We start from the raw sequence: 11877 nt of genomic DNA on the forward strand, positions 1-11877 counted from the left end.
CTCGATTATGGTGGGCGGTACGGCGAACTCGCGTATCCGCAGCCACAAGGGAATTCGGGAATCTGCTCAGAAGACGAATCCACGCAGAGCCAGGAACCGCAGACCGCCGACCGCGCCCGTGACGGTGAGGACGGCGATCGCCTGAGCGAGGTCGCCGAGGCCGGGCGCCCAGAAACGGAGACCCGCGAGCGCGGCCGTGCTGATCACCACACCGAGGAACGCGAGGCCGCCGCCTTCCCATTGCGCGGTGAACCAGCCGATGCGCCCGGCCGCCCGGAAGGTGAGCCGGCGGTGCAGCTCGTTCGCGATCGCCGTACTGACCAGCGAGCCCACGATATTCGCGACGAGCGGTCCGACCCCGCTCATGACCACGAACAGCAGCGCGTAGGCGATATTGCTCGCCCCACCGACCAGCGCGAAACGGATCAACTGGGCGAAGGCGTGATCACTGCGCAGATACCGCCGGGCGCGGTCGAACCACTGCGAGCGCAGCATCGGCGGGAGTCCGATACCGAGAGCCGGATCGAAACGACCGGCGAGCGTCGTGTCCCACACGGCATTCCGGGCTCCGACCGTGGCGAGTGCTCCGCTGTTCATGGAAAGAACTCTCTTCCACGCCACTGTCACCGGACTGACGCAGCGCTGACACGGTCCTTACACGGGCTCCGACGCGTGTAACTGGAGTTTTTCGCACCATTGGAAGAGCTTGGGCGGGAGCACTATTAGAGTCCCTCCATGGGGAGGCAAGCGCGGCTCGCGCGACTTCGTCAGGTGAGCGGACTGGCGGCGCCCGTCGTTCTCACCTCCGCGACGACGCTGGTGCTGGGCGTGACCGATACCGCGCTGCTGGGACACCACTCGCTCGGAGCGCTCGGCGTCGCCACACTGGTCCTGCCGGTATGGATCTGCTGTACCGCGCTGGTGGTGCCGTGGGGGTCGGCCACCCAGATACTGGTCGCCCGCCGGCACGGCGGCGGGGACGTCGACGCGGTTCGGACCGTGGCATCGACCGGGCTTTCGGGCGCCGCCGCGGTCGGTGTGACGGTCGCGGTGGCCGCGGCGGCGGCCGCACCCGTGATCGTGGCGGTGACCGCGCCGACGGGCCCGGATCGGCGTGAAGCGACGGTCATGTTGTGGATTCTGTTGTGCGGGTTGCCGTTCACGGCCGTCACGGCTCATCTGCGTGGTGTACTCGCCGGCATCGGTGACACGCGATCCGGCGCCCGGGTCGCGGTGGCGGTGGCCGTACTGAACGTGATGGTGTCGTGGATCCTGATCTTCGTCGCGGGGTGGGGGCCGGCGGGTCCGCGGTCGGTTCGACCACCGCCGTCGCGGCAGGCACGGTCGCCCTGATCCCACGCGTTCGCCGGGCCCTCGGCCTCGCAACCATCCGGGTTCGCGCGGACCGCACGGTATGGCACGCAGTAACCGGGCTCGCGGTGCCGGATGTCGTATTCGGAGTCGTCGGCTACGGCAGTGACGCCGTGATCGCGGCAGTGGTGGCGCGAGCGGGGACGGTGAGCCTGGCCGCGCACCGGGTGATGAGCCTGGCGGTATCGCTGGTGTGGATGCTCGTGTTCGGAATCGGTGTGGCGGTGGCGGTTCTGGCGGGCCAGTGCCTCGGCGCCGGCGACGATCGCGAGCGCCGCGCTGTCGTGCGGGCCGGCGCGGTGCTGATGGTCGGCACCTCGGGCGCGGTCGCGCTGCTGCTCACCGCGCTGTCACCGGTGGTGTTCCGGCTCTTCACCGGTGACGCCGCGGTGAGCGCGACCGGGCGCGGGGTGGTGTGGTCGTTGCCCGTGCTGGCGCCGGTCATGTCGATCGGCATGGTCTACGCCGCCCAGCTGCGCGCGGCCGGGAACACGAAAGCGGTCATGTCCGCGTCCGTGTTCTCGGTCGTCTGCGTCACCCTGCCCACGGTGTGGCTCGCGGTCGCGGTGCTGCACTGGGGGCTGCCGGGTGTCTATCTCGGGATCGTGGCGGGCTGGACCGCGCGCGCCGCGGCCACCCGCCGGTGTTGGCGAGCTCGCGCCGCCGTTACCCCAGCTTGAACACGTTGGCCTTTCCGGAGACCACGGTGTCCTGAGGATCCACCAACGCCACCCGGACCTGCACGGTCTGGCCCTGCTGCAATTGGGCGGGCGACCCGTCGGGCCCGGTCAGCTCGACAACGGTGCTCTGCGTTTGCCCGTTGCACGTGACCTGCGGTTGGGTACCCATCGCGGACGGTGCGTCGGCGTTGGGATCGCCCACCATGACCTTGACCGCGGACGTGCCGGAATTGGCATCACAGGAGTAGTCGACCCCGACATTGGCCGGCCCTACCCCTTTGATGTCGATGGTGTTGGCGGCGAGCGCTGGAGCGGCCGTCGATACAGCGGCCAGCCCCATCCCTGCCAGGGCGGTGACGACAAGAGCTGAGCTTCGGTAGTTCCGGCCGGTCATCATCGATCTCGTCCTCCTGGCTCGTAGTACGAACGGTGATACCGAATAGGGGTGGAACACCGGGTGTCGCAACGCGGATCAGCGGACGCGGCGACACCGTTATCGAGCAATGGTGTGGATACCCGGAAGCACGAGTTCAAACTCGCGGCCTGATCGGTGGATGCGCGACGCCGCGCTCGGCCACAGCGAGCTCGCGCCGACCTAGGCGAGCGCGGGTTTCCACCCCAGCTGCGGAGCGATCAGCTCCACCGTGTCGTGCAGGATCTGCTCGTAGTCCGCGCGATGGAACTCGTAGGGCAGCTCCAGACGCAGTTCGCCGGTCTGCGCGAGGACCGGATCGGCCCGCAGCTGTTCCAGAATCTGCTCGGCGGTGCCGACGACGTCCGGGGCGAACAGCACCCGCCGCTCACCCTGCGGGCCGAGGGTGCGTTCGTGGCGGCCGGCGGCATAGGCGCGGTACCGCGCCCGGGTCGCGCGGTCGGCGCTGTCGAACGGGACGATCACCCGGCCTATCGCGACGCGCGCCGGTCGCGACGGATCGATGCGCTCGCGGTAGTCCTCGATGAGTCCGAGCTGGGCGGTCACGAAATCGTCACTGCGGTCACCGAATACGATATTCCCGCTCAGCAGATTCAGTCCGTTCTCCGCCGCCCAGCGCACCGAGCGGGTACTCCCACCTCCGTACCAGACGCGGTCGGCCAGGCCGGGGCTGTGCGGCTGCAGCCGAGGGCGCTGGGTGTTCCCCGGCGAGTGGATGACCGTGTCGGCGTCGCCCAGGTAGCGGCCGCGCAGGTTGTCGATCAGCCGGGCCACCCGGCCGTAGGACAGGTCGAAGCTGCGCCAGTCGCCGTCGAAGACCAGATCACCGATCAGATCGGCGTGCGGTGGCGTCCCCGCGCTGAAACCCGGCTGCAAACGTCCCTCGGACAGCACGTCGGCCAATGACAAGTCCTCGGCCAGCCGGAACGGGCTCTCGTACCCGATCGGAATCACCGCCGCGCCCAACTCCACTCGGCTCGTACGCTGGGCGGCCGCGGCCAGGAAGACCGCTGCCGAACCGACTCCGTGCTCGAGATGCCGCTGCCGGATCCATGCGCCGTCGAACCCCAGTCGCTCGCCGTATTCGAACAGTTGCAGCGTGTCCTCGAGGCCGGTGTACGGATCGTCGTCGAGATAATTGCCCGGGGTCAGAAACGCCAGCGAACCGATCCGCGGCGCGCTCATCCCTGACGCTCGTAGGGAATCTTCTCCCCCGCCTCGACCGCGATCGGCAGCCGGTTCTCCGCCGGCGGCAGCGGGCAGGTCGCCAGATCGGTGTACGCGCACGGCAGATTCACCGCACGGTTGAAGTCGAGCACCACCGTTCCGTCGGCATCCGGCGCCGGCACCTGCAGCACCCGATTCGCGGCGTAGGTGGTGACTCCGGACGTGGCGTCGGTGAACAACACCGATAGATCGCCGGGGTTCTTGCCGGGAAAAGCGGTGAGGCGCAACGGCTTACCGTCGATCTCGAATTCGACCTGCCCCGGCGCATCGTAGACGTGCTCGAGTCCTTCCACCGCAGCGCCGACCGTCGTCGGCCGCGGCTCCTCGAAGGCCACATACCGTCCTGTGACCGCCCACTCCGGGTCCGGTACGAACGCCGGAGTGCCGCGAAAAGAGGTGCGCAGCGGGGTGTTCGGGTGCCGAGGGCGCACGATGTCGTGGCCACCTCGCTTGGCGACCTCGATCACCGCGTCTGCCCAGACGGCGTTCACCCCACCGCGCTCCGGGATGACGCCGAACCCGTAGCGGCCACGCACCGGCTCGCCGTCGACGACCAACTCTTCGTCCTCGTCGAGCACGACCACCACGCCGTCGGCCCCGGTCGACCAAGCACCGGGGGCATCATCGAAGCGCTGCGGGTTCTCGGTGAGCCAGTGCAGACTCGTGATGGCGAGAAAGCCGTGCCGGTCGGACAGGTGCGCTTCCTGCCGCCGATGCCATTCCTGCCACTCGGCGGTGAAAGTGTCCGCGTCGGTGGGCGACGGTGCCGGTGTTGCCATGGTTTCGATGTAAGCGGATGCCTCGACCCGCGCACAGGCTTCCGCTCAGCCCGAACACAATTCGAGTGCCGGTCGGCGACCGGGACCGGAGATGGTCGTGTGCGCGGCCGGTAACCGGGTACGAGCGTGGGAATCGGCTGAACTGTTCGTGCAAACCTCGGCGAAATCGCGCGAAACTACCTCTACCCTAGGCAACCGGAACAGTGTCGTCCTGCCGGGCCCGCAGCTGCGCCGGGCGGTGCTTGCCGTCGGAGAACCAGTGGTGCGAGCCCGGTTTGCGGGCCTCGGTCGCCAGATGCTTGATCCCCGCCTCGCACGCGAACTCCTTGAGCTTCTTACCCGCGAACCCGCCGAAGTACAGCCGCATGGCGGTCTCGTCCTTGTGACCGAGCTGATAGATCCCGGCGTCCCGGCCGAAGCTGAGGCACATGGCGGGGAAGGCGAGGTCGATCGCCGAGGGCTGTTCGCCCGCGATGCGGTGCAGGACGGTGTCGGCGGCGTGCGCGCCCAGGCAGTACGCCGTGTAGGCGCTCATGCGGAACGGCAGATCCGAGGGTGCCGACGAATCACCCGCCGCGACGATGCGTTCGTCGTCGACGCTGGTCAGTGTCTCGTCGGTGAGCAGCCGCCCGGCGGCATCAACGCTCAGTCCGCTGCGACCGGCCAGCTCCGGTACGCCGAAGCCCGCCGCCCAGATCGTCACGGCACTGGCCAGGGTCCGGCCGTCGCGGAGTACCACAGCGTCTCGCGCGATCGCGGTGACGGTCGCATCAGATCCTTCGACGACCTTCACTCCGAGTTTCGCGAGATATTTGTGTGCCGTGCGCCGCGCCTTGGGATGCAGATACGGACCGAGAACGCTGCCGCACACCAGGGTGACCGCGCGCCCTTGTCCGGCCAGCTCGGCGGCGGTCTCGATCCCGGTCGGCCCGCCGCCGATCACCGTCACCGCGGCCGACGAGGGCGTATCGAAAAGGACCGCGCGCAGCCGCTGCGCAGCCTCCAACGTCGCTATCGGATAGGCGAATTCGGCCGCCCCGGGCACCTGCGGCGCGGGGATGCCACTGCCCACCGCGTAGATCAGATAGTCGTAGCCGATGCTGTCGCCGCCGGCCAGCTGCACCGTGTGTTTCGCCGCGTCGATCCGCGTCACGCTGTCGACGACCAGCCGCACCTTCTCGGCCAGGACATCCGGGTAATCGACGACCGCCTCGTGTGTCGCGCCCACCAGCTGGTGCAACCGCAGCCGCGGAACGAAGACCCGGCGGGGGTTGATCACCGTCACCCGCACGTCGTCACGCCGCGTGAGGCGGTTGGCCGCCATCACCCCGGCGTATCCGCCACCGACTACGAGGACTTCGTTGTTCTTCATTGTCTTCCTCCGTTTGCTGAGGGGGTCGGGCATAAGACGCCGCATCCCCCGCAGCTGTGACAGCGCGTGAGGTGGATCACGAAAACCCGGATCGGGTCGTGGCCGGCTGATCGCCGATTCGCCGGAACCCCGCCGGTTCACAACCAACCCAGGCGGGCCGCTGCGACCCGGGCCGGCCGCTGACGGACGTCAGCGATCCGGACTCGGACCCGAGGCTCGGCTCGGCGGTGCCGTTACTGCACGTGCCGGTGCCGCGGAGGGTTTCTCGGCCTCGGGAACATCGCTGGGCGCCGCGCGTGGCGCCACTTCGCAGGCATTCGGCGCCGGGACACCGGACAACCGTTCGCCCAGCCACCGCGTCGACCCGAGAAAGCCGTCGAAGTAGCCGAGGATATGTTCCCCGCCCACGACGCTCTTCGTGGCCGGAACTCCCAGAGCGCACTGTTCGGCATAGAACGCCTCGGCCTTCGCGACCGGCATCCAGGGATCGTGCACGCCGTTGTAGACATAGATCGGCATGCCGGCCTTCCGGCCCTTCAGGCTCAATCGCCGGAACATCGTGTCGGCGAACTCGGTGTGAAGTGGGTCGGCCATATTCGCCACGGCCGCATAGGGTACGAACACTCCGATGTCCGCCATGGTCGAACTGCACACATCCTTGAGCGGGGAAATGGCCGCCCATTGCGCCAGATGATTCATGCGGCTGAGGATTTCGGGATGTTCGCGGGCCAGCGCGAGCGTCACGGTCAGCATCAGTCCCGAGGCGTAGGTGCCGTCGAAGGTCTTCGCGAAGGATTCGTAGTCGACGGGCAGGCCGCCCATCGCGGCCCCGGCCAGGTGGGGAGTCAGTTCCGGAGCGTATTCGTGCGCGAGCATCGCGGCGGCATAGCTGGCGATGGCACCGCCGGAATAGCCGGTCATCGCGAAACGGCTCTCGCCGAACTCCTCCGGCATCAGATGGCGTACCGCCCGCACGGTGTCGAGCATGATGTGGCCGGCCACGGTCGGCTCGGCATAGGCCATCAAGGGCCCCTCGTGGTCGGGGATCACCACCGCGTAGTTCCGGCTCGCCGCCCACATCGTGGGTGACGGGACGAAATCGTTGCCGGTGCCGCCGGTCGTGATGTCGAATCCGTGGGAGAACACGTAGCCGGGAGTGCAGCGCCGGTTGAGCGCGTTGATCGGCGGCGCGTTCAGCAGCACCGGCCGGCTTCCCGGTCCGGTCCACCGGCCGAAGGGCAACAGCAGCGTCGCGGTCCCGAAGGAGGGCGCACCGGAGGAGTTCGTAGTCCGGAATTTCACCTGTATCGCCCGCTGAACCGGCGTGAGCACCGTCAGGAAAACCATCGGCACCCCCGGCCAGCTGACATCCCGCGATTCGATGACGTCGCCGGGTGCGTAATGCGCGAGATCCGCCGGTGCCTCGTCGAAGAACGGATCCCCCGTCGGACTGGATTGAATCGCCTTCCACAGCGCCTGCGGATCCGACGACCCGCCCGGATCGGCGGCAGCAGACCCGATTCCGGGCAGCACCGACGTCGGCGCGGGAATGGTGTCGTCGAGCCATTTCTGAAATGCCGAAGGACCTGGATCGTGTTGGGCGACCGGAGGTTTCGGCTCGGATGCCGCAGTGCCCGGATCGGCCGCCGACGGCTCAGATCGATCGGAGGTCGACGGCGCAGCCGGACCGGCCCCGGACGGCACAGCAGAATCAGCGGCCGACGGCGACGCAGGACCGGCCCCGGACGGCACAGGCCGATCGATAGTTGGCGGTGCAGCCGGAACGGCCCCGGACGGCACGGCACTATCAGCGGCCGCCGGCGCAGCAGGGCTCGTCGCGGACTGCGCGGGCCGGTCGGAGGTTGACGGCGCGGCCGGGGCCGAGGCGGAAGGCGCGGCACTATCGGGTCCGGGCGGCTCGCCTGGACTGAGCGCTGAAGGAACAGCTCGCTCAGGGGTGGACGGCTCGCCCGGGCTCGATGCCGACGGAGCTGTCGGGCCGGTAGTGGACGGTGCCGGGGTAGGCGACGGCGGGTCGGCGAGCGCGGCGGCCGGCCCCCACACCACTGCGCACCCGATCGCCAGCGTAACCGCGACGCTCCGCAGACATTTCACGACAACACACCCGCCCTGTCAGAGTTGTACTCGAACCGAAGGTCGTGCAGAAGTGGAACAGTCCCGGCAAATCCGGCACACAAGGGGCGCACGTCGGCAGCGGCCGACACCGCACCAACTTCCGAAAGATACCCCCGGACCAGCACACTTCGGGGGATCTGCGACGGCACACCACCTCGTGTCCTCGAGCGGCCTGTACCCGGCACCAGCCTCTGCTGCGGCAACCTCGCCGTCGGAACCGCCTCCCGCGGCATCTCACCCATGCCGGTGCGCGGCATTCCGCCGTTGCCGGTGTTCGAGATGTAGCGACGTCGGTTCGTGCCCGGCGAATCGCGACTGCACCACCGACGATCACATGAGCCGCGTCCGCACCGCATGGTCGATCAGCTCGAAGAGCGTCCAGCCCGTGTTCATCGCCCTGGGTGGTCTCATAGCGGGCGCGACGAGCCCACGGGTGGCGATCGGTTGCGCGGCTGCCGCCCTCCTCGGCGGCTCGGCCCTCCTGCCCTGGCGGACCGAGACAACGCCGCCACGCGGCATCGACGGGAGCTCATTCGCACAACGCGCGGTGTGACAGCGGCAGCCGGACCACCATGTCTCAAGTCGGGGCGGAACGCTAGCGCCCGCCTCCGGATGATGGAAGTTCACCGGGGCGGTGTCGCTCCAGCGCCCACGCGGGCAGTGGTTCACGCGCCGACAGCCACTCCTCAGGTATTCCGCGTATCGAACCTCGGGAGCCGACTCCGGTGTACGCGGCCACGATTCCGCCGACGATCGCAGCTGTGGTGTCCGCGTCCCCGCCCGCCTCGACGCAGGCGGTGACCGCAGCCGGATAGTCGCCGAGGAAGGTCGCGGCCGCCCACAGGGTGAACGGCACCGTATCCTGCGCGCTGACCCGGGCGCCGTTGCCGAGTTCGTAGGCCGCTTCGGCCACGGATCGGCCGATCAATTCCCGGGCTCGACGGATACCGTCCGCGGTGCGCCCGTCGACCAGGTACGGTTCCACCGCATCCAGCAATTCGCCGGGCGCACAGTCTTTTCCACGTACCGATGCGGCATGGCCGGCCGCGACGGCGACCGCCATGGCGCCGACGATCGCCTCCGGATGACGGTGGGTGATCTCGGCGGAGCGCGCCGCCTGCGCCGCCGCCCGGTCCGGATCTCCGGCGAAATAGGCCCCGAGCGGAGCGACCCGCATCGCGGCGCCGTTCCCCCACGACCCGTTCCCGCCGAACACCGCGCCTGCCGCGTCGGCCCAGGGCATGCCGTCGCGAATCTCGTGCAGCACAACGACTGTGCCCGGCCCGTAACCACGGTAGGGCTCACATCGTTCGGCGAACACGGCCGCGAGCGCATCGCGGTCGATCCGGCCGCGGTCGAGGATCTCCGTGTACACCGAACAGGCCATCTCGGTGTCGTCGGTCCACTGCCACGGAGGCACGGGCGCTCGCCCGGCGTGAAGATCGGATACGGACCGTCCGGGAACGAAGAACTGCGCACCCAGCGCATCGCCCACGGACAAGCCCATGAGGCTGTCATATGCGGTATCGGAGTTCGGCATGCGCGAACAAGCGTGCCAACAAAAGCCAACCACCGCAAGACTCGGTTCGAGCCGACATCACGGTGTGCCGGCCGGATACCGGATGGCCCCGGCACGCACGCCGGGAATCTCAGTTCGTGTTCCGCGCTCGCGGCAAGGCCAACGTCAATGCACCCAATCCGAACGACACCACGGCCAAAGCCAGCATCATGGTCAGCGCGCCGTCGAGGGTGCGGGAGCGGAAGAACAGGGTGGTCAGAACCGCCAAACCCAGTGCGTTGCCGATCTGTTCGATGGTCGGGACCACACCGGACGTCTCCGACATGTGGTCGGCGTTCAGGCCCGACAGCATGATCGGCTGTATTTGGACCGCGAAGATTCCCACTCCGAAACCGGCTGCGCAGACGGCGGGGGCGGCGATGAGGGGGTTGGCGATGCCACTGGTCAGGTGGAGGTAGATGGCGCCGCCGCCCATGCAGCCACCGTAGAGGGTTACGCCCGCGGCCAGGACCAGGATTCCCCACCGGCGGACCAGGAACAGGGAGGCGATCGCTCCGGCGCCGGCGCCCAGTGCGAACAGCGTCATGACGATCGCTGTGTGCCAGGGCGTGTAGCCGAGGATGTCCTGCATGGTGATGGAGGCGGCGAAGACGAACGCGGTGAACAGACCGAAGAACAGGCAGACCAGGATGGAGCCGATGCGGAACCCCTTGTCGGAGAATAGGTCCAGGCGCATCAAAGGGCCGGCTCCGCGGGAGGAGCGCCTGATCTGATGGGCCACGAACAGGGCGCACACCACCACTCCGGCCAGGCCGAGGGCGATCGGCTGGGCTTGCCAGCCGTGTTGCTGGACCAGAGCCAGGGCGTAGACGACCAGGAGCAGGCCGACTCCGGACAGCGCCGCGCCGCCCAGGTCGAGGCGGTCCGGTGACGGCGGACGGCCTATGCGCAGGTAGCGCCAGGCGAGGGTGAAGGCGACCATGCCGATGGGAAGGTTGATCAGAAAGACCGTGCGCCAACCCCAGCCGCCGATGTCGAGGGTCAGCAGGGCGCCGCCGAGGATGGGCCCGAGCATGCCCGCGAAACCGGCGACGCCGCCGTACATCGCGAAGACCAGGGAGTGGCGTTCGCGAGGGAAGCTGGCGATCAGGATGGCGATGGTTTGGGCTGCCATGCCCGCGCCCGCCGCGCCTTGAACTATCCGGGCCGCTACCAATTCGATTGCACCCGTGCACACTCCGCACCACACCGAGGCGGCGGTGAACGCGACCACCGACGTCAGGAACATGGCGCGGCGGCCGGCAACGGCGCCGAGGCGGGCGGCGCTGAGCAGCGTGCAGGCAAAAGCCAGCGAATAGCCCGAGATCACGAGCAGTTCCGCCGAACGGGAGGCGCCGAGGTCAGAGGTCATCTTCGGCAGGGCCGTATTCACGATCGTCACATCGATCATCTGCATGAACACCGCGATCAGGCAACCGGCGAAGGCCAGCCATGCCGCCAATTCGGAGGGGGACGATTCGCCGACCGGGCCAACGCCTTCCGGCTTCCCCCCACGTGCCTGGTCTGCGATCAGGGGTGACTCACCGATGACCACGCGCCCCTCGACCACTGCCCCATCGTCACGCACGGCGTGTTCGCTGCCGGTTCCACCCGTCATCCGGCCAACTCGATCACGCTGCGCGGCGCGGACAGCGCCAGTTCGGTCGGAAAACTCAAGCGCACCAGACGATGTGGTGGTTCCACCTCGATATGCGCCACGAACGGGGGCAGCAATCCGCCGATCATCTTGTCCAGCAACATGTTCACCTGGCCGAAGCCTGGTCGCAGGCGCACCTGGCGGCATTCGATCTCGCCCGCTCCGACTGTCACGACCGTGCGTTTGTCCACGCGGGCGACCAGGGGCCAATGCACCGAGAAGGCCAGCCACGTATCGATCGACTGCATCGCCCCCTCGGTGAGGTCGAGGCCGCGCAGCAGGGTCATGCCGCCGACGATCGGCATGATGTCGGTGGGGAACGGGACGGGTGCGCCGCCGATCGGGAGGTGGACGGTGTCGATGAAATGCGCTTCCTCGCGGGAGACGACCACACCGCGAGAGCGGGTTTCGGCGCGGTAGTCCTCGGCGCGCAGGAATCCGTCGACCCGGCCGAAACGCTGGTCGATGGTCAGTTCCAGTTCCCCGTCGCCGCTGGACGCCTCGAGCAGCGTCCGGTAGCCGCCGTTCTCGTGGGTGACGACGCTGGTCAGTTCGAAACCCGAACTGCGGCCGTCGGTTCCGACCGTGTACCGGCATTTTTCACCGTCGGGTATGCCGGGGTCGCGAAAGAGCATGGGCACGGGGCCTTGCGACACCACGAAAC

At 68.4% G+C, this 11877-nt stretch carries 11 protein-coding genes; 2 read left to right on the forward strand and 9 right to left on the reverse strand.

Annotated features, from left to right (window positions below):
* Positions 1 to 66: 66 nt before the first annotated feature.
* Positions 67 to 495 (reverse strand): GtrA family protein, encoded by a 429-nt coding sequence (locus NMI01S_RS16115; RefSeq protein ID WP_084513041.1) that lies wholly within the window; start codon positions 493 to 495, stop codon positions 67 to 69.
* Positions 496 to 735: 240 nt separating this feature from the next.
* Between NMI01S_RS16115 and NMI01S_RS16120 the strand changes: the two genes are divergently transcribed.
* Both NMI01S_RS16120 and NMI01S_RS16125 read left to right on the forward strand, forming a co-directional pair.
* Positions 736 to 1353, forward strand: coding sequence for an MATE family efflux transporter (locus NMI01S_RS16120; protein WP_084513006.1), 618 nt, complete (start codon positions 736 to 738; stop codon positions 1351 to 1353).
* Between the two features lie 86 nt (positions 1354 to 1439).
* The gene (locus NMI01S_RS16125; RefSeq protein ID WP_167669910.1) at positions 1440 to 2051 is read left to right on the forward strand and encodes an MATE family efflux transporter; all 612 of its coding nucleotides are present in this window, start codon (positions 1440 to 1442) and stop codon (positions 2049 to 2051) included.
* Here the strand turns inward: NMI01S_RS16125 and NMI01S_RS16130 are convergent.
* From NMI01S_RS16130 to NMI01S_RS16170, 8 genes are all read right to left on the reverse strand, one after another.
* Positions 2038 to 2448, reverse strand: coding sequence for a hypothetical protein (locus NMI01S_RS16130; protein ID WP_157126205.1), 411 nt, complete (start codon positions 2446 to 2448; stop codon positions 2038 to 2040). The two genes, NMI01S_RS16125 and NMI01S_RS16130, sit on opposite strands and share 14 nt — an antisense overlap.
* 198 nt (positions 2449 to 2646) lie before the next feature.
* The gene (locus NMI01S_RS16135; RefSeq protein WP_062998031.1) at positions 2647 to 3669 is read right to left on the reverse strand and encodes an LLM class flavin-dependent oxidoreductase; all 1023 of its coding nucleotides are present in this window, start codon (positions 3667 to 3669) and stop codon (positions 2647 to 2649) included.
* A complete protein-coding gene (locus NMI01S_RS16140) occupies positions 3666 to 4490 on the reverse strand; it encodes a DUF1684 domain-containing protein (RefSeq protein WP_062998033.1) in 825 nt (274 codons plus the stop codon). The genes NMI01S_RS16135 and NMI01S_RS16140 overlap by 4 nt, the downstream gene beginning before the upstream one ends.
* A gap of 187 nt (positions 4491 to 4677) precedes the next feature.
* Entirely contained in the window at positions 4678 to 5862 is a 1185-nt protein-coding gene (locus tag NMI01S_RS16145) for an NAD(P)/FAD-dependent oxidoreductase (protein ID WP_062998034.1), read from the reverse strand.
* 189 nt (positions 5863 to 6051) lie between these two features.
* Positions 6052 to 7395 (reverse strand): lipase family protein, encoded by a 1344-nt coding sequence (locus tag NMI01S_RS16150; RefSeq protein ID WP_245716885.1) that lies wholly within the window; start codon positions 7393 to 7395, stop codon positions 6052 to 6054.
* Between the two features lie 1198 nt (positions 7396 to 8593).
* A complete protein-coding gene (locus NMI01S_RS16160) occupies positions 8594 to 9538 on the reverse strand; it encodes an ADP-ribosylglycohydrolase family protein (protein WP_062998040.1) in 945 nt (314 codons plus the stop codon).
* A 109-nt stretch (positions 9539 to 9647) separates the two neighbouring features.
* Positions 9648 to 11174 carry an MFS transporter gene (locus NMI01S_RS16165; RefSeq protein ID WP_084513008.1) on the reverse strand — a complete coding sequence of 509 codons (1527 nt, stop codon included), beginning with the start codon at positions 11172 to 11174 and terminating at the stop codon, positions 9648 to 9650.
* Positions 11171 to 11872 carry a hypothetical protein gene (locus NMI01S_RS16170; RefSeq protein ID WP_245716887.1) on the reverse strand — a complete coding sequence of 234 codons (702 nt, stop codon included), beginning with the start codon at positions 11870 to 11872 and terminating at the stop codon, positions 11171 to 11173. Before NMI01S_RS16170 ends, NMI01S_RS16165 begins: the two co-directional genes overlap by 4 nt.
* Between the last annotated feature and the right edge of the window lie 5 nt (positions 11873 to 11877).

The organism is Nocardia mikamii NBRC 108933, assembly GCF_001613505.1.
Lineage (GTDB): Bacteria > Actinomycetota > Actinomycetes > Mycobacteriales > Mycobacteriaceae > Nocardia > Nocardia mikamii.

Coding starts and splice junctions, on each gene's coding strand:
- NMI01S_RS16115 (WP_084513041.1), bottom strand. CDS start 495: ATGCTGCGCTCGCAGTGGTTCGACCGCGCCCGGCGGTATCTGCGCAGT.
- NMI01S_RS16120 (WP_084513006.1), top strand. CDS start 736: ATGGGGAGGCAAGCGCGGCTCGCGCGACTTCGTCAGGTGAGCGGACTG.
- NMI01S_RS16130 (WP_157126205.1), bottom strand. CDS start 2,448: ATGATGACCGGCCGGAACTACCGAAGCTCAGCTCTTGTCGTCACCGCC.
- NMI01S_RS16135 (WP_062998031.1), bottom strand. CDS start 3,669: ATGAGCGCGCCGCGGATCGGTTCGCTGGCGTTTCTGACCCCGGGCAAT.
- NMI01S_RS16140 (WP_062998033.1), bottom strand. CDS start 4,490: ATGGCAACACCGGCACCGTCGCCCACCGACGCGGACACTTTCACCGCC.
- NMI01S_RS16145 (WP_062998034.1), bottom strand. CDS start 5,862: ATGAAGAACAACGAAGTCCTCGTAGTCGGTGGCGGATACGCCGGGGTG.
- NMI01S_RS16160 (WP_062998040.1), bottom strand. CDS start 9,538: ATGCCGAACTCCGATACCGCATATGACAGCCTCATGGGCTTGTCCGTG.
- NMI01S_RS16165 (WP_084513008.1), bottom strand. CDS start 11,174: ATGACGGGTGGAACCGGCAGCGAACACGCCGTGCGTGACGATGGGGCA.